The following is an 18,617-nucleotide window of genomic DNA, read 5'->3' as shown; positions in this document are numbered from 1 at the left end:
GCCTATGCGCATGAAATCACCATTTCGTACCGTCCGTGGTTTCACTCTGATCGAGCTGATGATCACCGTTGCCGTAGTTGCGATTCTTGCCGCTGTTGCCATGCCGGCTTACACCGAGCACGTGCGCAAGGCCCGGCGCGCCCAGGCCAAGGCCGATCTGGTGGAACTGGCGCAGGTGCTGGAACGCAATCACACCACTCAGAACACCTACGCCGGTTTGACTCTGCCGTTCACCAGCTCGCCGCGTAACGGCACCTCGTTCTATGCGCTGTCCTTGAACGGTGATGCGACTGCGGCCACGTTCGAGTTGCAGGCGGTACCGGAGAATGGTCAGGAAGATGACAAATGCGGGACACTGACCCTGGATCAGGCCGGACGAAAGACGCCGAATGCCAGCGAGGGCCCCGGATGCTGGTGAAGGGCAGGCCGTTTCGCCACATCGCATAAAAGGCTTGCACTCCCCTGCAAACGCTGGCTAAAATGCGCACCCCGCCCGAATAGCTCAGCCGGTTAGAGCACTTGACTGTTAATCAGGGGGTCGTTGGTTCGAGTCCAACTTCGGGCGCCAGATTCGAAAAAGCCGCGAGAAATCGCGGTTTTTTTCGTTTCCGCGATGGCATTTCAGTTTTCAGCAGGGGATCGGCCTGCGCGGGCGCTGGCTCCTGACCCGCCCGGGGACGCTGATGATGACGCGGCTGTGCTCCTGTCCATTCATGCACAGCACGATGGACTGGTTGGTGCCGGCATTGCGGCCGTCGGGCCGGAACCGGATGTCGGGCCGATGATCGCTGGTGCGCAGGTCGACATGACGCCGGCGTGCCCTGTGCACGCGGAGTTCCCTTGCGGCGCCGGTCGCGCTGTTGGCCGGTTCGACCTGCACCCGCCAGCCCTGGCTCCATGCCTGGTCACATCTCATGCCATCCGACGAACCGCAGACCGTCACACGGCGGCGTTCGGTGATGGCGGCGTTGCGTGCCATCGACAGGCTGGCGACCAGTTCGGCGCGCAGCGTTTCCGCCTGGAAGTGCCGCAGCGTGCGTTGCCAGGGACCCCACGCCAAAGCCAGCAGGACCGACAGCACCATGACAGCGATCAGCAGCTCGATCAGATGGAGGCCGCGGTGGAGCCGGGCAGGGCGAAGATGAAGGGACATGCCTCCAGCCTCGTTCCGTGCTCGCGCATTCACCATCGGCCAACGCCGCGGCTGCCTGCCCGGAAACCCCTCAGCCGGCCGTCACCGCTTGCCCCGTATACTCACCCTTCCCGGGAACTGGCAACACCATGAGCGACCGTTTTGAACTCGTCTCGCCGTATTCGCCGGCGGGCGACCAGCCTGATGCCATCGCAAAGCTGACCAGCAACTTCGAAGCGGGCATCGCCAAGCAGACCCTGCTGGGCGTCACCGGCTCGGGCAAGACCTACACCATCGCCAACGTCATCCAGAACGTGCAGAAGCCGACGCTGATCATGGCGCCGAACAAGACGCTGGCGGCGCAGCTGTATGGCGAGTTCAAGGCGTTCTTCCCGCACAACGCGGTGGAGTATTTCGTCAGCTATTACGACTACTACCAGCCGGAAGCCTACGTGCCGTCGTCGGACACCTTCATCGAGAAGGACAGTTCGATCAACGAGCACATCGAGCAGATGCGACTGGCGGCGACCAAGACCCTGCTGTCGCGCCCGGACGCGATCGTGGTGGCGACGGTATCGGCGATCTACGGCCTGGGCGCGCCGGAAGACTACCTGTCGTTGCGCCTGATCCTGTCCAAGGGCGAGCGCATCGACCAGCGCGACCTGATCAACCACCTCACCCAGCTGCAGTACACGCGCAACGAGTACGAGCTGCAGCGCGGTACGTTCCGCGTGCGTGGTGAAGTGATCGACGTGTTCCCAGCCGAGTCGGACAGCGAAGCGCTGCGTCTGGAACTGTTCGATGGCGAGGTCGAGAAGATCACCCTGTTCGACCCGCTCACCGGCGAGACGCTGCGCAACATGCAGCGCTTCACGGTCTACCCGAAGACCCACTACGCCACCACGCGCGAGCGTGTGCTGGCAGCGATCGAGACGATCAAGGTCGAGTTGAAGGAGCGGCTGGAGCAGCTGTACGCGCAGAACAAGCTGGTCGAAGCGCAGCGCCTGGCGCAGCGCACCCAGTTCGACCTGGAAATGATGGCCGAAGTCGGCTTCTGCAACGGCATCGAGAACTATTCCCGGCACCTGACCGGCAAGAATGCCGGCGAACCGCCGCCGACCCTGTTCGACTACCTGCCGGCCGACGCGCTGCTGGTGATCGACGAATCCCACGTGACCATTCCGCAGATCGGTGCCATGTTCAAGGGCGACCGTTCGCGCAAGGAGACGCTGGTCGAATTCGGGTTCCGGCTGCCCTCGGCGCTGGACAACCGGCCGCTGCGCTTCGAGGAGTGGGAGGAGCGCTGCCCGCGCAGCATCTATGTGTCGGCCACGCCGGGCCCCTACGAGTACCGCGAGGCCGGTGACGAGATCACCGAGCTGGTCGTACGTCCCACCGGCCTGATCGACCCGGTGGTGGAGATCCGCCCGGTGGGGACCCAGGTCGACGACCTGATGAGCGAAGCCAACGCGCGCATCAAGGCCGGTGACCGGGTGCTGGTCACGACGCTGACCAAGCGCATGGCCGAGAACCTCACCGAGTACCTGACCGAGCACGGGATACGCGTGCGCTACCTGCACTCGGACGTGGACACGGTCGAGCGCGTGGAGATCATCCGCGACCTGCGCCTGGGCAAGTTCGACGTGCTGGTGGGCATCAATCTACTGCGCGAAGGCCTGGACATGCCGGAAGTGTCGCTGGTGGCGATCCTGGATGCCGACAAGGAGGGCTTCCTGCGCTCGACCGGCTCGCTGATCCAGACCATCGGCCGTGCCGCGCGCAACGTGCGCGGCAAGGCGATCCTGTATGCGGACAAGATCACCCGTTCGATGCAGGCCGCGATCGATGAGACCGACCGTCGTCGCGCCAAACAGGTCGAGTACAACGAGGAACACGGCATCGTGCCGCGCTCGGTGGCGCGCCCGATCGTCGACGTGCTGGAAGGGGCGCGTTCGGACGCCGCCGAGAAGGAAGCAAAGAAGGGCAAGGGCAAAGGCAGGCCCGGCGTTGCCGAGGAGGGGAGTGACTATCGATCGCTCAGCCCGGCCCAGCTGGCGTCCCGTCTCAAGGCACTGGAACAGCAGATGTACCAGCACGCCAAGAACCTGGAGTTCGAGGATGCCGCCCGCGTGCGTGACCAGATCCGGCAGCTGAAGGAAGCGAGTCTGGGCTGAACGCGGCAGTGCAGCATCTTCTTCACAAAAGTGTTGCGCTTCACGGCCGGCATCCGTAATATACGCGGCCTGCACCGACGCAATCGCGGACGTTCAGAAGCAAAAACGGGCGGTTAGCTCAGCGGTAGAGCACTACCTTGACATGGTAGGGGTCACAGGTTCGAACCCTGTACCGCCCACCACGAAGTCTCCGGAAGGGGGCTGTCGTGAACAGCAAAGCCCGGCCCTGGCGCCGGGTTTTTACGTAGCAAGGCCAGCTTTCGGGCGGCAAGAACAAGATGGGCGGTTAGCTCAGCGGTAGAGCACTACCTTGACATGGTAGGGGTCACAGGTTCGAACCCTGTACCGCCCACCACCTGGCTCCCGGCATTGCCGGTGCAGCGGTGGATCACGATGGAAGCCGGCCCTGGGCCGGCTTTTTTCGTTTTAGGCATCGACCATGGTTCCACATGGTCAGCGTTGCACGGCCAGGTCTTCGACGCTGATCATCCGTTGCAACTTCCAGTGGCCGTCCACGCGCTCCCAGAGCTGGGCAACGCGAACCGTCGCACCACGCGTGGGCTGGGCATCGGCGGGTTCGCGTTGCACGGGCTGGTTGGCCAGCCTCAGGACCCGGTCCTGGCGCAGCCGGTAAAGCAGCAGGGAGGGCGAACCGCAATCCTGTCGTACGGCTTCCGGCCGCTGGGTTTCGGCAATCAGGATCTGGCTGCGAAGGGCCTCTTCAGTGGGCTCGTTGCCAGCGCCGAACAGGCTGGAGAGCAGCAGCATCAGGGCAAGCATCGGCATGGCACGGTGCTCCAGCGGGAAAGTGCACGCAGGCTGGCATGACATGTGGGGTGCTGCAGCCGGTCTGCGACGAAGGCCGGAATTGAGCCGCCAAAGACGGCCGGGGGGCGATGAATCCGGGCCGTGCAGGCGTAGACTTCGGTCTACCGCGCGCCGTCACTGCAAGGAGCTGCCGCATGAGCGATCACGTTCCGGTTTCCCGGCCCAATCCCATCCTCGAGCTGCTGTTCGGCGGCAACATGCTGGAGGGTACCTTCAAGGCGGTGATCTGGGTGGCCCTGCTGGCGGCCGTGCTGGCGTGGACCACATTCCGCTGAGTCTTCCCGCTGCCCTGCAGCGCCGGCAGCGTTGCTGGCCTGCGCTCAGGCGCTGAAGGCCTGGCGCAGACTGCGCAGGGTGGCCTGGCGATGTTCCTTTGCGGTTGCTTCGCCCATCTCAAGTTCCTGCAGGCGCAATCCCACCAGCATCATCGACAACGCATAGCCGCGTGCCGCATCGGCAGCACGCGAAAGGCCAAGTGCGCGGCGCGTCAACGCGTTCACGTGTTCCAGGTCCGGCAGCAGCCCCAGGTAGGCGCGCTCGGCGCTGTCCAGGTCCGGGGCACGCAGGATCGCGTGCGCTTCAGCAGCAGGGGAGACGGAGGCCATGGGGGGTCCTTGTCCGTTGCGGGCGCTCGATCAGAACGAGCGCATCAGGGAAATGAAGGCCGACGTCTGCGTGCCGCGACGGGCCATCGGGCTGTCCTCTACGGCATCGCCGAACCACTGGTTGGCGACGACGCCGGTCGCGCGCCACTTCGTGCCCAGGGGCGTGCTGACCGCGATCTGCAGGTTCGGTGATGTCGCGCTGCCCGGGTTGTACGCGGCAAGTCCCGAGCGCAGCGCTTCTTCGTCGGTGATGCCGTAGTAGTAGTCGAGCAGGCGCGCACTGGAGTGCACCACGCCGACCTTGGGCACCCAGGTGAAGCGACCGGCCTGGATCGGATAGCTGTAGTGCAGGCGCGATTCCATGCCACCTCCGTGGCCCGTGACCTCGCGCATCACGCTGGCCTCGACGATGCCCCAGTCGGCGCTGTATTCACCATTGATGCCGGCCATGGCGGACATCTGCCGGCTGTGCAGGCGACGCAGCTGAGGATCGTTCACGTCGTCGGTCTTGAAGCGCAGCGTGTAGGGCGTGACCGCCGCCGACAGGCGCAGGCCTTCGCGCTTGTACAGGTACATGCCCAGCGAGCCCGGGCTGGCGAAGAAGCGCTCGCCCTGCCAGGCAATGGACGGTACGACCAGCGGCTTGACGTCGTAGTGGGCGTAGGCCCCTGAGGTCGCGCCGGCACTGATACCGGCCTGCACCCCCGGGTTCCGGTCGGCGGCGTGGGTGATCAACGGGAGGCCGATGGCAGCGGAGAACAGCAACGGGCGCAGCAGGGTCGGGGACAGCGACGGCATCGATCAGCCACTTTGCGGGGGATGGCTGTGCATGGTGCGGCCACAACATTGTCAGAACATTGCGCCTTGGCATTCGGCACGCGAAGGCGCCCAAAGCCGGCGCCAGGCACTATGATCGGCACCGTTTCCGGTAGCCGAGCCCCTGATGCGCATCCTCCTGGTCGAAGACGATCCCGATCTGTCCCGTGCCCTGCAATCGGGCCTGGAGCGGCAGGGCGTGGTCGCCGACGTGGTCGGCAGCCTGGCCGAAGCCGCGATCGCGCTGCGCGAGCCGGTGCACCAGCTGATGCTGCTCGACCGCCAGCTTCCCGATGGTGATGGCGTGGCTTTCGTCGCCACCGCGCGCGCGCTGCGCCCGAACCTGGCGGTGATCATGCTGACCGCCAAGGGCACGCTGTCGGACAAGGTCGAGGGCCTGGATGTCGGTGCCGATGACTACCTGGTGAAGCCGGTGGCGATCGAGGAACTGATGGCGCGGATCCGTGCGGTCTCGCGCCGGCCCTCGGCAATGGTGACGCCAAGCCTGCATCTGGGCCGGCTGGAATTCGACTTCGAATCGCTGCAGGCGCAGGTGGAGGGCCAGCTGCTGGCGCTGCCCCGGCGCCAGGTACTGGTGCTGCAGGCGCTGGCGATGCGCCAGGGGCGCACGGTCACCCGCAGTGCACTGGAGGCGGCGGTGTACGGTTTTGATGATGAGATCCAGTCCAATGCGCTCGATGCGCACATTTCCAAGCTGCGCAAGGCGTTGCAGCAGGCCGGGGCCGGTGTGGAGATCCACGTGATCCGCGGCGTCGGCTATCTGCTGGCGGAGGCCTGAGATGGCGCGTCCGACACGTCCGATCCGTTCCATCACGTTGGGGTTGGCCTGGCGGTTGTTCCTGGCGCAGGCCTTCACCGTGCTGTTCGCAGTTGTTGCGCTGATCCTGACCTGGGGCGACAAGGACACCTGGGGCATGGACATGTTCATGGCCGAGGCGGTGGCCAAGGCGGTGCACAGCGATGGTGGCCGCCTGGTGCTGGACCAGGCACGCTGGGAAAAGCTCGATGCCAGTGCCGGCGGCAACCTCTGGTTCGCGGCAGTCGACGACAAGGGGGTCTGGTTGGAGCGCGGCACGATTCCGGCGATCCACGCGCCGCTGCTGGCGCGGTTGCCGACGCTGGGCGCGACCGAACTCGGTTCGCTGGTGCCGCCCTACCTGGATGTGGCGCGGGTGATGATCCGCAACGAGGACGGGCGGCGCATCACGGTGATGGTGGGCGGGGCACCGAAGGGCGGGCTGCTGGACGGCGCGCTGATGGTGCTGCGCCTGATCGGCCTGTGGTTCTTCCTGCCGCTGATCGTGGTCACGCTGCTGGTGATGCCGACCGTGATCCACCGCGCGATGCGTGGCGTGCGCCGCTCCGCGCAACAGGCCAAGGAGCTGGATATCGGCCAGCCGGGTGCGCGGCTGGATGCGCAGCTGGTGTCGACCGAGGTCGCGCCGTTGGTCGAAGCCTTCAACGACGCGATCGACAAGGTGCAGCAGGGCTATGCAGCGCGTGACAAGTTCCTTGCCGATGCCGCGCACGAGCTGCGTGTGCCGATTGCAGTGGTGCAGGCGCGCCTGTCGCAGCTGCCGCAGGGCGAGCTGAAGTCGCAGCTGCTGACCGACGTGGCGCGGCTCGGCAACGTCGCCGAGCACCTGCTTGACCTGCAGCGACTTGATCGCAATGTCGGCGCACTGCAGCGGCTGGATCTGGCGCTGCTGGTGCGTGAAGCGGCCGCCGATCTGGCGCCGCTGGTGGTCGGTGCCGGCTACGGCTTCGAAGTGGATGCACCTGAGATGCCGGTGTGGATCCACGGCGACAGCCTGGCGCTGGGCCGGGTGATCGCCAACCTGGTGCACAACGCCATCGTCCACGGCGGTGGACGCGGCACCATCTGCGTGCGCCTGGATGCACGTGGCCTGCTGGAAGTCAGCGATCAGGGCGCCGGTATTCCGGTGAGCGATCGTGAAGCGATCTTCGAGCCGTTCCATCGCCTGCGCGCGGCGGGCAGTGGTAGTGGCCTGGGCCTGCATCTGGTGAAGGAAATCGTGCAGCACCACGGCGGCTCGGTCAGTGTCGGCGAGGCCGCCGGCGGTGGTGCCAGCTTCCGGGTCAACTTCCACCGCGGCACCGTCCGGCGCTGACAGCCACGCAGGGAAAATCCCGATAGGCAACCTGTCGCGCCCGGCGGCAGGCTGCTGGAATGGTTTCCGAACGTTCCGCGCCGGCCCTGTTCGGCCCCGGCTGCGCCGCCGGCCTGGTGCTGGGCGCGCTGGCCTGCGTGCAGATGCCGGCGTTGCTGCCGCTGTGGCTGAGCGTGCCGATGGCGGTTGCAGGCGGCGCGGGCTGGCTGCTGCGCTGGCGAGGCCGCACCTGGGCTGCAGTCATGCACGGCCTGGCATGGGCAACAGTGCACGGGCAGTGGGCCCTGCACGACCAGCTTCCACCCGACGCGCCGCCGCAGGATGTGCAGGTGCGCGGGCGGGTGGCCGATCTTCCGCAGAGAGGCCCCGGTTACACGCGTTTCGTGCTGCACGTGGAGGAGGCCGATACGCTGCCAGTGCTGCGCGGCAAGCGCCTGCAGGTCACCTGGAACGACCCGTGGCGCGGATCGTCAGCGCACGAGGCCGGCGGGCGCCATGCGGTTCGTGCCGGGGCGCATTGGCAGTTGTCGCTGCGCGTGCGTGCGCCACGCTCGCGGATCAATCCCGGCGGCTTCGATGGCGAACGCCATGCATTGCTGCGTGGTATCTCCGGCAATGGCACGGTGCGCGACCCGGGCGCTGCCCGTGAGCAGGCGCCTGCGCAGGGCCTGCCGGCCTGGCGCGAGCGCAGCAGTGATGCCATCGCCACGCAGGTGGCACATCCTGCCGCGCGGTTCGTGCAGGCCTTGGCCCTGGGCGACACCCGCGGCCTGTCCGATGCCGACTGGGAACACCTGCGCGCGCTGGGCCTGACCCATCTGGTCGCCATTTCCGGGTTTCACGTGGGCGTGGTGGCGGGTTTCGGCGTGCTGCTGTGCCGCGTGTCGTGGTGGCTGTGCCCAGTGCTGGGACGGTACTGGCCACGGCCGCAGGCGGCGGCATGGGGCGCGGCGCTGGCCGCAGCCGCCTATGCCGTGGCAGCCGGCGGCGCGCTGCCAACGGTCCGTGCGGCGCTGATGATCGGGCTGGTGGCACTGGCCCGTGCCGGACGTCGCCCGGTGGGTGCGGGGCAGGGGCTGGCCCTGGCCGCGATGGTGATGCTGCTGCCGGCGCCGCTGTCGGTGCTGTCGGCCGGCTTCTGGCTCAGCTTTGGCGGCGTGCTGTGGCTGCTGTGGTGCCTGCCGCGAACCGGGCCGGAGGGCGCCGGTGGGGGCCTGCGTGGCTTCCTGGCCGCGCAGGGCGTGGCCAGCCTCGGCCTGTTGCCGCTGTGCGTGGCCCTGTTCGGCGGCACCGCGCGCTTGGGGCCGCTGGTCAATCTGCCGATCATTCCGTGGTGGACCCTGCTGGTGGTGCCGTTGTCGTTGCTGGGTACCGCGCTGCAGGTGCTGCACGACGGTGCCGGGCGCTGGGCCTGGCGTGCCGCGGCCTGGCTGTTCGAGCTGAGCTGGCAGGCGCTGCAGCCACTGGCGCTGCACCCGCAGGCGATGTGGTGGTTGGCTGAGGCGCCGCGCTGGGCGGTATCGGCGGCACTGGCCGGGGTGTTCTGGTGGCTGCTGCCACGCGGCGCCGGCGGTGGCCTGGCGGGCCTGCTGCTGTGCCTGCCGCTGCTGTGGCCCGCCCGGCATGCACCGGCCGAAGGAGAACTGGAGCTGCTGGTGCATGACGTAGGGCAGGGCACTGCGGTGCTGGTGCGTACGGCGCGGCACGCGCTCTGGTACGACGTGGGGCCGCCGACCGGCGGCGAAGGCAACGAACGGATTCTGGTCCCGGCCCTGCGCGCGCTCGGCCAGGGGCCGCCCCGGCAGGTGATGCTCAGCCACGACCATCTTGATCACACCGGCAGCCTGTCCAGCCTGCGACGGCAGCTGCCCGGACTGCAGCTGCTGGCGTCACCGGGCAGCACCATCGCTGGCGCCACGCCCTGCCAGCAGGGGCTGCGCTGGCAGTGGGACGGGGTAGATTTCCAGGTCCTGCACCCGGCGCCTGGCAGCCGTCAGGCCGAAAACGAGGACAGCTGCGTGCTGCGCATCGCCAGCCGCCACGGCGCGGTCCTGCTGCCGGGTGACATCGGCCGGCCGGCCGAGCGGACGCTGCTGGAGGCGTCTCCGGCAGCGCTGAAGGCGGATGTGGTGCTGGTGCCCCACCATGGCAGCGGCGGCAGCTCCAGCGCGCCGTGGGTCGAGGCTGTGGCGCCACGGCTGGCGGTGGTCTCGGCCGGGCACCGCAACCGCTTCGGGCACCCTCGCCAGGACGTGGTCCAGCGCTGGCAGGCGCAAGGGGCCGAGGTACTGGCCACGGCCGATTCCGGGGCGATCCGCATATGGCTTGGCGCACAAGGGCTGCAGCTGCGTGAACAGCGCATCCACGCATCCCGCTGGTGGGATGCCGCTGGGCGGGCGCGGTCGGCTGCTATCCTATCGCCGATCGAACAAGCGGCCGTTGGGCCGGAGGGTTGAAACGTGTGGGAACTGGTCAAGGCCGGTGGCTGGCCGATGGTGCCGCTGCTGCTGTTGGGCGTACTGGCTTTGGCGATCATCCTGGAGCGTTTCTGGTCCCTGCGGCGTACTGAAGTGCTGCCGCCCGGCCTCGGCCAGGAAGTGCGCAACTGGGCGGCACGCGGCAAGCTCGACCCGGCCCACCTGCAGACCCTGCGCGCGAACTCGCCGCTGGGCGCGCTGCTGGCTGCCGCACTGGAAGCCCGCAACCGCCCGCGCGACCAGATCCGCGAGCGCATCGAAGACACCGGCCGCCACCTGGTGCACCGCATGGAGCGTTTCCTCAACGCGCTGGGCACCATCGCTTCGGCCGGACCGCTGCTGGGGCTGCTGGGCACGGTGATCGGCATGATCCAGATGTTCCTGGGCATCCTCGACCACGGCGTGGGTGATGTGAACCAGCTGGCCGGTGGTATCGGCAAGGCGCTGGTGTGCACCGCCACCGGCATGATCGTCGCCATTCCGGCGCTGATGTTCCACCGCTACTTCAAGGGCCGCATCCACGGTTACGTGGTGGAGATGGAGCAGGAAGCCAGCGCGCTGCTGGATACGCTGGATGGCCGACCCGGGGTGATGAACCCTGCTGCTGCCACGCGCCCGGCCGGCGCGGCGACGGCGAAGGCCTGATCGATGCGTATCGGCAACGACCGATCCCAGGATGAGCCGCATATCGACCTGGTGCCACTGATCGACGTCATCCTGGTGTTGATCATCTTCTTCGTGGTCACCACCACCTTCGACGCGCGCTCGACACTCCAGGTGGAGCTGCCCACGGCCAGCCAGCAGCCCAGCAATGAGCCACCGCGCTCGTTGAGCGTGCTGATCAACGCCGAAGGCCGCTACTTCATCAATGACCAGGAAGTGCTGCGCAACGACGTCGAGTCGGTCAAGCAGACCATCGCGGCCGTTGCCGGCAGCGACCGCACCCAGCCGGTGCTGTTGCGTGCCGATGCCCGCACGCCCTATCAGGCCGTGGTGACCGCGCAGGATGCGCTCGGTCAGCTCGGCTTCCGCCGTATTGCCATTGCAACAGCACCCGAGGTGCGTCCATGAGTTCCAAACACGCGCCGGTGTGGCCGATCTACAAACGTCTGCTGGGATACACCCGTGCCTACTGGGGCATGATGGTCGCCGCTGTCATCGCCATGGCGGTGGAGTCGGTGGCCGGCTACCACTTCACCAAGCTGATGGAGCCGCTGGTCAACCGCGGCTTCGTCAATCCCGAACCGAAAATGGCGGTGATCCTGCCGCTGACCATCCTTGGTTTGTTCCTGATGCGCAGCGCCGCCACCTGGGTGAGCGACTACGCGCTGGCCAAGACCGGTCGCAGCGTGGTGCGTGACCTGCGTGAACAGGTGCTGGCCAAGTACCTGCACCTGCCGTCCTCGCATTTCGATACCGAATCGACGCCGGTGATGGTCAGCCGCCTGAACTTCGATACCGAGCAGGTCACCCAGGCCAGTGCCGATGCGCTCAAGACCGTGGTTGCCGACACCCTGACCATCATCGCCATGCTGGCGGTGATGCTGCAGATGAGCGTCAAGGTGACCGTGGCCATGCTGGTGGTGGTGCCGATGATCGGCGTGATCGTGTCCTACGTCGGTAAGCGCTACCGGCGCATCAGCCGCGGCATCCAGGACGGCATGGGCACGATGGCGCAGACTGCCGAGCAGTCGCTGGCGGCCCAGCAGGAAGTGAAGGTGCACGGCACGCAGCAGCACGAAATGTCGCGCTACTCGCGCCTGGCCAACCGCATGCTGGCGCTGAACATGAAGGTGGAAATCACCCGTGCCGGTGCCTCCAGCGTGGTCCAGTTCCTGGCCGCGCTGGCGCTGGCGGTGATCGTCTGGGTGTCGACCCGCGAAGCACTGGCGGGCCGCCTCAATGCCGGCCAGTTCATGGGCCTGATGATCTCGATGACGGCGATCATCCCGTCGCTGCGCCGCCTGACCAGCGTGCAGTCCTCGATCTCCCGCGGTGTGTCCGCCGCCGAGCGCCTGTTCGACATCCTCGACATGCCGGTCGAGCGCGACGATGGCCGCAACACGGTGCAGCGCGTGCGTGGCGAACTGGCCTTCGAGCACGTCATGCTGCGTTACCGCGAAGACAGTGGCATCGCCCTGGACGACATCAGCTTCGTGGCCAAGCCGGGTACGGTCACCGCCATCGTCGGTCGGTCCGGCAGTGGCAAGACCAGCCTGATCCGGCTGGTGCCGCGCTTCTACGAACCCAGCGGCGGGCGCATCACCCTCGATGGGGTGGCGCTGGATGACTATCCGCTGGCCGACCTGCGTCGCCAGGTGGCGATGGTCGGGCAGAAGGTCATGCTGTTCGATGACACCATTGGCGCCAACATCGCCTATGGCATGGACGCGACCGATGAACAGATCCGAGCGGCGGCCGAAGCCGCAAACGCCTGGGAGTTCATCGCGCGCATGCCGCAGCAGCTGCAGACCCCGGTGGGCGAGAACGGCGCGCTGCTGTCCGGCGGCCAGCGCCAGCGCCTGGCGATCGCCCGCGCGATCCTGCGCGACGCGCCGATCCTGATCCTCGATGAAGCCACCGCAGCGCTCGACAACGAATCGGAGCGCCTGGTGCAGGACGCGCTGCAGCGATTGATGCCCGAGCGCACCACGCTGGTCATCGCGCACCGCCTGTCGACCATCGAGCATGCAGACCAGGTGCTGGTGATGGACCACGGTCGCATCGTCGAGCGCGGTACCCACAAGGAGCTGCTCACCATGGGTGGCCTCTACCAGCATCTGCACAGCATGCAGTTCCGCGAAAGGCAGGACTGATGGCCGGCAAGGGTACCCAGACCCCGCCGTACTGGTACGACGGCAGCCCGGTTCCGTGGGCGATGCGCCTGCTGGCGCCGCTGTATGCCGGCGTCACCGCGCTGCGCCGGCGCGCCTATCGGCGTGGCTGGCGCAAGCGCTACACGCTGCCGGTGCCGGTCATCGTGGTTGGCAACATCACCGCCGGTGGGACTGGCAAGACGCCGCTGACCATCGCGCTGGTGGAGCGCCTGCGTGCCGCCGGCTGGAAGCCGGGCGTGGCCAGTCGTGGCTACGGCCGCGAAGATGCCGACAAACCGCTGTGGGTGAAGGCCGATACGCCGACTGCCAAGGGCGGTGACGAACCGGTGCTGATTGCCTGGAAGACAGGCGTGCCGGTGCGCGTGGACCGTGATCGCGTTGCTGCCGGCAAGGCGCTGATCGAGGCCGGCTGCGATGTGATCGTCTGCGACGACGGCCTGCAGCACTATCGGCTGGCGCGCGACATCGAGATCGAAGTGGTCGATGCGCAGCGTCGCTACGGCAATGGCCGGATGATTCCGGCCGGACCGCTGCGCGAGCCGGTCAGCCGCGCCAGCGAGTGCGATTTCCGCGTGGTGAATCTCGGCCAGGCCGATGAGGAATCTGCGGCCCAGGCCTGTGGTTTCGGCCAGTGGCCGATGGCCCTGCACATCGACAGCGCGCAGCCGCTGGCCGGTGGCCGTGCTCGTCCACTGTCGTACTTCAAGGGCCAGCGTGTGCACGCCGTGGCCGGCATCGCCCACCCGCAGCGCTTTTTCGACATGCTGCGCGCGCGAGGCATCGGCGTGGTGCCGCACGCCTTCGCCGACCATCAGGCCTATCAGCCGCAGGACCTGTCCTTTGGCAGCCAGCTGCCGGTGCTGATGACCGAAAAGGACGCGGTGAAATGCCGGGCGTTCGGCAATGACTGGCACTACGCGGTCCCGCTGCGCGCCGAGCTGCCTGCCGCGTTCTGGGTGGCGCTGACCGACCGCCTGGACAAGCTGCGACCGAACTGAGTGGCACGGCGGCGCTTGCATTCATGCGCCGCCGGCCGCATTCCCGTTGTAACGAGCCTGCCGAGTACCGCCCCATGACCGAATTCGTCGTCGCCATCCCGGCCCGCTATGCCGCCTCGCGGCTGCCGGGCAAGCCGCTGCGCCTGCTGGGCGGTGAGCCGCTGGTGCTGCATGTGGCGCGCCGCGCGCTGCAGGCCGGTGCCGGCGAGGTCTGGGTCGCTACCGACGATCAACGCATTGCCGACGCACTGTCCGGCCTGGCCGAAGTGAAGGTGGCAATGACCGCCACCTCGCATGCCTCCGGCACCGATCGCCTGGCCGAGTGCGCGCGCATCGCCGGCTGGGCCGATGACACCGTGGTGGTCAACCTGCAGGGCGACGAGCCGTTTGCACCCGCTGCGGGTATCCGTGCGGTGGCCCAGGCGCTGGTTGACGGCAATGCGCCGATGTCGACCCTGGCGACCGCCGTGGAGGATGCAGAAACCCTGTTCGATCCGAACGTGGTGAAGCTGGTGCGCAACGTGCGCAACGAGGCGATGTACTTCAGCCGCGCGCCGATCGCCTGGCATCGCGATGGCTTCGCACGCAGCCGTGACACGTTGCCGGCCGGTCACAACTGGCTGCGTCACATCGGCATCTACGGCTATCGCGCCGGTTTCCTGCAGCAGTTCGCGGCGATGCCGCCGGGCCAGCTGGAGCAGGTCGAATCGCTGGAACAGCTGCGCGTGCTGGAAGCGGGCTTCCCGATCAGCGTGGCGATCTCGCCCGAACCGTTCCCGCCGGGCATCGACACGCCCGAGGACCTGGAGCGGGCCGAAGCACTGCTGCAGACGCTGGCGGCACGATGAAGCTGCTGGTCGTCTGCCTCGGCAACATCTGCCGTTCGCCGATGGCCGAAGGTGCGCTGCGCGCACGCCTGGAGGCCTCGCCGCTGGCCGGACGGGTGCAGGTGGATTCGGCCGGCACCGGCGACTGGCATGTGGGCGAGCCGCCGGACCGGCGTGCGATCGCCTGCGCGGCCGGGCACGGCGTGGACATCGGTGGCCTGCGTGCACGCCAGCTGCAGGCTGTGGATTTCGAACGTTTCGACTGGATCCTGTGCGCCGACGAGGCCAACCTGCGTGATGCCGGCCGTATCGCCACGCCGGCCCAGCGCGAACGCTTGGCACTGTACCTGCCATGGTCGGGCGGAGAGGGCCGGGTGGCGATCCCGGATCCCTACACCGGCGGCAGTGATCATTTCGAACAGGTCTGGACATTGGTGGACAATGCTGCAAAACGTGCCGTGGCACGACTGTTGCATGACGCCGACTCCGGCATAATCGGGCCATGAACGTCCAGCCCGTCCCGGACCTGCCCGAGTTCGCCACCTGGCTCAATGCCACCCCCTGCACCCTGACCGAACTGCGCGGTCGGCCGGTGGCGCTGTTGTTCGTCAACGCCGCCTCCGCCTGGAGCGCGCAACGCCTGGCCGAGTTCGGCCAATGGCTGTCGCGCCACCCCGGCAAGCTGCAGCCGCTGGTGCTGCAGGTGCCGCGCTTCGACTTCGAGCGCGACGCCGGTGCCGCACTGAAGCTGTTGCGTCGCCAGGGCCTGACGATGCCGGTCCTGCTCGATGCGGACTGGGATGGCTGGCGCCGCTTCGGCGTCACCGCCTGGCCAACCCTGGTGCTGCTGGATGCGCAGGGCCGCGAACAGCAGCGGCTGGTCGGGCAGGGCGCACCCGGCGAACTGGAGCGTGCCTTGAATGCGCTGTGCGAGGGTGCGCCGTCGGCGCCGCCGCGTGGCGGTAGCGAGCTGCATCCGGAGCCCCGCCAGGCACTGTGCTTCCCGCTCGGCCTGGCGGTCAGTACCGAGCGCCTCTACATCGCCGACAGCGGCCATCACCGCATCCTCGAATGCAGCCATGGCGGCCGCATCCTGCGCCAGTTCGGCCTCGGTACCGCCGATTTCATGGACGGCAACCTCGCCGAAGCGGCGTTCCACCGCCCGCAGGCGCTGGTGCTGGAGCGCGATGCGCTGTACGTGGCCGACACCGGCAACCACGCCGTGCGCCGCATCAACCTGCTGACCGGCATCGTCGACACGCTGTGCGGCAATGGCCGCCCCGGTGCGCCGGTGGAAGGTCCGGTCGCGCAGGCCCGGCAGGTCTCGCTGGACCATCCGGTCGGCCTGGCCATCGCCGACAACCAGCTGCACATCGCCATGGCCGGCGACAACCGCATCTGGAGCTACCACCTGGGCCAGCGCAGCCTGCAATGGCGCGCCGGCAGTGGTTCCATCGACGAGCGTGATGGCAGCGGCCATCTGGCCGCGTTCGCCCAGCCGACTGCGCTGGCCGTAGTGCAGCAGGTGCTGTACGTGGCCGATGCACTGGGTTCCTCGATCCGTGCACTGCAGCTGCGCGGCGACCTGGTGCAGACGCTGGTCGGGCAGGGGCCATGGCGCTTCGGCAGCGAAGACGGCCCGCGCGCGGACGCCAGCCTGCAGTTCCCGCAGGCGATCGCGCTAAGCCCGGATGCGCCGCTGTTGTGGATTGCCGATACCGGCAACGGTCGCCTGCGCACGCTGCGCCTGGGCGGTGGCGAACTGACCACCCAGCCGCTGCCGCGCCGCCTGCATGGCCCGGCTGGACTGGCGGTGGGCGCAGGTGCGGTGTGGATCGCCGAGACCGACGCCCATGCCGTGCTGCGCTTCGATCCCGACAGCGGCGTGCTCAGCGAAGTGCCGATCAGCGAATGACCGACGTTCCCGCTCCGGTCTTCGACGGCAAGGCCTTCGCGGCCCAGCTCAGCACCGCTCCCGGCGTGTACCGCATGTACGCGGCCGACGACACCCTGCTGTACGTCGGCAAGGCCCGTGCGCTGCGTAACCGCGTCGGCAGCTATTTCAACGGCAGCCCGAAGAACGCACGGATCATGTCGATGATCTCACAGATCACGCGCATGGACGTGACCGTGACGCGCTCGGAAGCCGAGGCGTTGCTGCTGGAAAACCAGCTGATCAAGTCGCTGTCGCCGCGTTACAACGTCTCGCTGCGCGACGACAAGACCTATCCGCATGTGCTGCTGACCCGCGAGGACTGGCCGCGCATCGCCCTGCATCGCGGCCCGCGCGCCATTCCCGGTCGCTATTTCGGGCCGTATCCCGGCGTCACTGCGGTGCGCGAAACGCTGAACCTGATGCACAAGCTGTTCAAGCTGCGCAGCTGCGAGGACAGCGTGTTCCGCAACCGCTCGCGGCCGTGCCTGCAGTACCAGATCGGCCGCTGCAGCGCGCCCTGCGTGGAGCTGGTACCGGCGCCGGACTACGCCGAGTCGGTGCGCCGCGCTGCGCTCTTCCTCGAAGGCAAGAGCGACGAACTGACCCGCGAGCTGGGCGAGCAGATGCAGGCCGCCAGCGAGGCGCTGGAGTTCGAGCAGGCCGCGCGCCTGCGCGACCTGATCTCCTCGCTGCGCAGCATGCAGACCCGCCAGTACGTGGACGGCCGCGCCGCAGATCTGGACGTGCTGGCGGTGGCCATGCAAGGGTCTCAGGCCTGCGTGCTGCTGCTGGCCTTCCGCGATGGCCGCAATCTTGGCACCCGCCCATTCTTCCCGCGCACCAACGGTGAGGAGAGCCCGGAGGAAGTGCTGGCCGCCTTCGTCTCGCAGTACTACATCGAATTCGAGCCACCGCGCGAGATCCTGCTGGATCGCGAGATTCCCGACGCCGATCTGCTGGTCGCCGCGCTGTCCGCCTCGGCCGAGCGCAAGGTGCAGTTGAAGTGGAACGTGCGCGGCGAGCGTGCCGGCTACGTGGAGCTGGCCAGTCGCAACGCGCAGCTGACCCTGGCCACCGAGCTCAACAGCCGCAACGCGCAGCACGCGCGCAGCGATGCACTGCGCGACATGCTGGGCCTGGCCGAGCCGGTCAAGCGTGTCGAGTGTTTCGATATCAGCCACACCCTGGGCGAGGCCACCGTGGCCTCATGCGTGGTGTTCGACGCCGCCGGTCCGGTGCGCGCGCAGTACCGCCGTTTCAACATCAGCGGCATCGAGCCGGGCGACGACTATGCCGCCATGCGCCAGGCCATCGACCGCCGTTTCCGCCGCGCGGTGGAAGAGCAGGGCGTGCTGCCGGATGTGCTGCTGATCGACGGCGGCGCCGGCCAGCTGGCACAGGCGCAGGCCGCACTGGCCGACCTGGGCGTGGAGGGCGTACTGCTGGTGGGCGTGGCCAAGGGCGTGGAGCGCCGCGCCGGCCACGAGGCGCTGGTGATGCCCGACGGCCGCGAGCTGCGCCCGGGCGCGGCCAACCCGGCGCTGCAGTTCATCCAGCAGGTGCGCGACGAGGCGCACCGCTTCGCCATCACCGGCCACCGCGGCCGCCGCCAGAAGGCGCGGATGACCAGCAAGCTGGAGGACATCCCCGGTATCGGCCCCCGCCGCCGCGCCAGCCTGCTCAAGCATTTCGGCGGCCTGGTGGGCCTGAAAGCCGCTGGCGAAGCGGAAATCGCCAAGGTGGAAGGCATCAATGACGCCCTCGCGGCACGTATCTACGCTAACCTGCACGGGTTGGCCACGCCTGATGCGGCCGAGTAGAGAGAGAAGCACGC

The 18,617-nt window shown here is 67.8% G+C and carries 18 protein-coding genes and 3 tRNA genes; 17 read left to right on the top strand and 4 right to left on the bottom strand.

Annotated features, from left to right (window positions below; genetic code table 11):
• Positions 1–4 precede the first annotated feature (4 nt).
• Both N5D45_RS09670 and N5D45_RS09665 read left to right on the top strand, forming a co-directional pair.
• Complete coding sequence (locus tag N5D45_RS09670) at positions 5–418, top strand: type IV pilin protein (protein ID WP_019337164.1); 414 nt, start codon at positions 5–7, stop codon at positions 416–418.
• Between the two features lie 73 nt (positions 419–491).
• A tRNA-Asn gene (locus tag N5D45_RS09665) sits at positions 492–568 on the top strand.
• 60 nt (positions 569–628) lie between these two features.
• Here N5D45_RS09665 and N5D45_RS09660 read toward each other — a convergent pair.
• Positions 629–1,189, bottom strand: a complete 561-nt coding sequence (locus tag N5D45_RS09660) for a GspH/FimT family pseudopilin (protein WP_258306690.1) — start codon at positions 1,187–1,189, stop codon at positions 629–631.
• 92 nt (positions 1,190–1,281) lie between these two features.
• Here N5D45_RS09660 and uvrB point away from each other — a divergent pair, with 92 nt between their 5' ends.
• From uvrB to N5D45_RS09645, 3 genes are all read left to right on the top strand, one after another.
• Positions 1,282–3,306: an excinuclease ABC subunit UvrB gene (gene uvrB / locus N5D45_RS09655; RefSeq protein WP_057503595.1), complete on the top strand. Its 2,025-nt coding sequence runs from the start codon at positions 1,282–1,284 to the stop codon at positions 3,304–3,306.
• Between the two features lie 107 nt (positions 3,307–3,413).
• Positions 3,414–3,488, top strand: a tRNA-Val gene (locus N5D45_RS09650).
• Between the two features lie 98 nt (positions 3,489–3,586).
• Positions 3,587–3,661, top strand: a tRNA-Val gene (locus N5D45_RS09645).
• Between the two features lie 98 nt (positions 3,662–3,759).
• On the opposite strand, the gene N5D45_RS09640 is transcribed toward N5D45_RS09645, so the two are convergent.
• On the bottom strand, positions 3,760–4,092 hold the full coding sequence (locus N5D45_RS09640) for a hypothetical protein (RefSeq protein ID WP_049482933.1): 333 nt from the start codon (positions 4,090–4,092) through the stop codon (positions 3,760–3,762).
• 176 nt (positions 4,093–4,268) lie between these two features.
• Here N5D45_RS09640 and N5D45_RS09635 point away from each other — a divergent pair, with 176 nt between their 5' ends.
• Positions 4,269–4,409, top strand: a complete 141-nt coding sequence (locus tag N5D45_RS09635; protein ID WP_010486087.1) for a hypothetical protein — start codon at positions 4,269–4,271, stop codon at positions 4,407–4,409.
• Positions 4,410–4,454: 45 nt separating this feature from the next.
• On the opposite strand, the gene N5D45_RS09630 is transcribed toward N5D45_RS09635, so the two are convergent.
• Both N5D45_RS09630 and N5D45_RS09625 read right to left on the bottom strand, forming a co-directional pair.
• Positions 4,455–4,739 (bottom strand): hypothetical protein, encoded by a 285-nt coding sequence (locus N5D45_RS09630; RefSeq protein ID WP_010486086.1) that lies wholly within the window; start codon positions 4,737–4,739, stop codon positions 4,455–4,457.
• A gap of 30 nt (positions 4,740–4,769) precedes the next feature.
• Complete coding sequence (locus N5D45_RS09625) at positions 4,770–5,537, bottom strand: MipA/OmpV family protein (RefSeq protein ID WP_134958926.1); 768 nt, start codon at positions 5,535–5,537, stop codon at positions 4,770–4,772.
• Between the two features lie 145 nt (positions 5,538–5,682).
• Here N5D45_RS09625 and N5D45_RS09620 point away from each other — a divergent pair, with 145 nt between their 5' ends.
• From N5D45_RS09620 to uvrC, 11 genes are all read left to right on the top strand, one after another.
• On the top strand, positions 5,683–6,354 hold the full coding sequence (locus tag N5D45_RS09620; RefSeq protein WP_010486084.1) for a response regulator transcription factor: 672 nt from the start codon (positions 5,683–5,685) through the stop codon (positions 6,352–6,354).
• A 1-nt stretch (position 6,355) separates the two neighbouring features.
• Positions 6,356–7,708 (top strand): HAMP domain-containing sensor histidine kinase, encoded by a 1,353-nt coding sequence (locus tag N5D45_RS09615; RefSeq protein WP_228355204.1) that lies wholly within the window; start codon positions 6,356–6,358, stop codon positions 7,706–7,708.
• A 59-nt stretch (positions 7,709–7,767) separates the two neighbouring features.
• On the top strand, positions 7,768–10,164 hold the full coding sequence (locus N5D45_RS09610) for a DNA internalization-related competence protein ComEC/Rec2 (RefSeq protein WP_279938822.1): 2,397 nt from the start codon (positions 7,768–7,770) through the stop codon (positions 10,162–10,164).
• A gap of 3 nt (positions 10,165–10,167) precedes the next feature.
• Complete coding sequence (locus tag N5D45_RS09605; RefSeq protein WP_019337175.1) at positions 10,168–10,830, top strand: MotA/TolQ/ExbB proton channel family protein; 663 nt, start codon at positions 10,168–10,170, stop codon at positions 10,828–10,830.
• Positions 10,831–10,833: 3 nt separating this feature from the next.
• Positions 10,834–11,256: a biopolymer transporter ExbD gene (locus tag N5D45_RS09600; protein WP_010486080.1), complete on the top strand. Its 423-nt coding sequence runs from the start codon at positions 10,834–10,836 to the stop codon at positions 11,254–11,256.
• Positions 11,253–13,001 (top strand): lipid A export permease/ATP-binding protein MsbA, encoded by a 1,749-nt coding sequence (gene msbA, locus N5D45_RS09595; RefSeq protein ID WP_010486079.1) that lies wholly within the window; start codon positions 11,253–11,255, stop codon positions 12,999–13,001. The genes N5D45_RS09600 and msbA overlap by 4 nt, the downstream gene beginning before the upstream one ends.
• Positions 13,001–14,020 (top strand): tetraacyldisaccharide 4'-kinase, encoded by a 1,020-nt coding sequence (gene lpxK, locus N5D45_RS09590; RefSeq protein WP_049412598.1) that lies wholly within the window; start codon positions 13,001–13,003, stop codon positions 14,018–14,020. The genes msbA and lpxK overlap by 1 nt, the downstream gene beginning before the upstream one ends.
• Before the next feature lie 74 nt (positions 14,021–14,094).
• On the top strand, positions 14,095–14,868 hold the full coding sequence (gene kdsB, locus N5D45_RS09585) for a 3-deoxy-manno-octulosonate cytidylyltransferase (protein ID WP_019337177.1): 774 nt from the start codon (positions 14,095–14,097) through the stop codon (positions 14,866–14,868).
• Positions 14,865–15,353, top strand: a complete 489-nt coding sequence (locus N5D45_RS09580; protein WP_019337178.1) for a low molecular weight protein-tyrosine-phosphatase — start codon at positions 14,865–14,867, stop codon at positions 15,351–15,353. The genes kdsB and N5D45_RS09580 overlap by 4 nt, the downstream gene beginning before the upstream one ends.
• The gene (locus N5D45_RS09575; RefSeq protein WP_057503600.1) at positions 15,350–16,762 is read left to right on the top strand and encodes a hypothetical protein; all 1,413 of its coding nucleotides are present in this window, start codon (positions 15,350–15,352) and stop codon (positions 16,760–16,762) included. The genes N5D45_RS09580 and N5D45_RS09575 overlap by 4 nt, the downstream gene beginning before the upstream one ends.
• Entirely contained in the window at positions 16,759–18,603 is a 1,845-nt protein-coding gene (gene uvrC, locus N5D45_RS09570) for an excinuclease ABC subunit UvrC (RefSeq protein WP_010486074.1), read from the top strand. The genes N5D45_RS09575 and uvrC overlap by 4 nt, the downstream gene beginning before the upstream one ends.
• The last annotated feature ends 14 nt before the right edge of the window (positions 18,604–18,617 follow it).

This window comes from Stenotrophomonas sp. GD03819 (genome assembly GCF_029841665.1).
Taxonomy (GTDB): domain Bacteria; phylum Pseudomonadota; class Gammaproteobacteria; order Xanthomonadales; family Xanthomonadaceae; genus Stenotrophomonas; species Stenotrophomonas geniculata.
This window is presented reverse-complemented; position numbering and strand designations above follow the sequence as displayed.

Bases quoted from the DNA above. Each gene is read 5' to 3' on its own strand.
- uvrB (WP_057503595.1), top strand. From the start codon at position 1,282: ATGAGCGACCGTTTTGAACTCGTCTCGCCGTATTCGCCGGCGGGCGAC.
- lpxK (WP_049412598.1), top strand. From the start codon at position 13,001: ATGGCCGGCAAGGGTACCCAGACCCCGCCGTACTGGTACGACGGCAGC.
- N5D45_RS09635 (WP_010486087.1), top strand. From the start codon at position 4,269: ATGAGCGATCACGTTCCGGTTTCCCGGCCCAATCCCATCCTCGAGCTG.
- N5D45_RS09600 (WP_010486080.1), top strand. From the start codon at position 10,834: ATGCGTATCGGCAACGACCGATCCCAGGATGAGCCGCATATCGACCTG.
- N5D45_RS09615 (WP_228355204.1), top strand. From the start codon at position 6,356: ATGGCGCGTCCGACACGTCCGATCCGTTCCATCACGTTGGGGTTGGCC.
- msbA (WP_010486079.1), top strand. From the start codon at position 11,253: ATGAGTTCCAAACACGCGCCGGTGTGGCCGATCTACAAACGTCTGCTG.
- N5D45_RS09610 (WP_279938822.1), top strand. From the start codon at position 7,768: ATGGTTTCCGAACGTTCCGCGCCGGCCCTGTTCGGCCCCGGCTGCGCC.
- N5D45_RS09620 (WP_010486084.1), top strand. From the start codon at position 5,683: ATGCGCATCCTCCTGGTCGAAGACGATCCCGATCTGTCCCGTGCCCTG.
- N5D45_RS09640 (WP_049482933.1), bottom strand. From the start codon at position 4,092: ATGCCGATGCTTGCCCTGATGCTGCTGCTCTCCAGCCTGTTCGGCGCT.
- N5D45_RS09670 (WP_019337164.1), top strand. From the start codon at position 5: ATGCGCATGAAATCACCATTTCGTACCGTCCGTGGTTTCACTCTGATC.
- N5D45_RS09630 (WP_010486086.1), bottom strand. From the start codon at position 4,739: ATGGCCTCCGTCTCCCCTGCTGCTGAAGCGCACGCGATCCTGCGTGCC.
- N5D45_RS09625 (WP_134958926.1), bottom strand. From the start codon at position 5,537: ATGCCGTCGCTGTCCCCGACCCTGCTGCGCCCGTTGCTGTTCTCCGCT.
- kdsB (WP_019337177.1), top strand. From the start codon at position 14,095: ATGACCGAATTCGTCGTCGCCATCCCGGCCCGCTATGCCGCCTCGCGG.
- N5D45_RS09660 (WP_258306690.1), bottom strand. From the start codon at position 1,189: ATGGTGAATGCGCGAGCACGGAACGAGGCTGGAGGCATGTCCCTTCAT.
- N5D45_RS09575 (WP_057503600.1), top strand. From the start codon at position 15,350: ATGAACGTCCAGCCCGTCCCGGACCTGCCCGAGTTCGCCACCTGGCTC.
- N5D45_RS09580 (WP_019337178.1), top strand. From the start codon at position 14,865: ATGAAGCTGCTGGTCGTCTGCCTCGGCAACATCTGCCGTTCGCCGATG.
- uvrC (WP_010486074.1), top strand. From the start codon at position 16,759: ATGACCGACGTTCCCGCTCCGGTCTTCGACGGCAAGGCCTTCGCGGCC.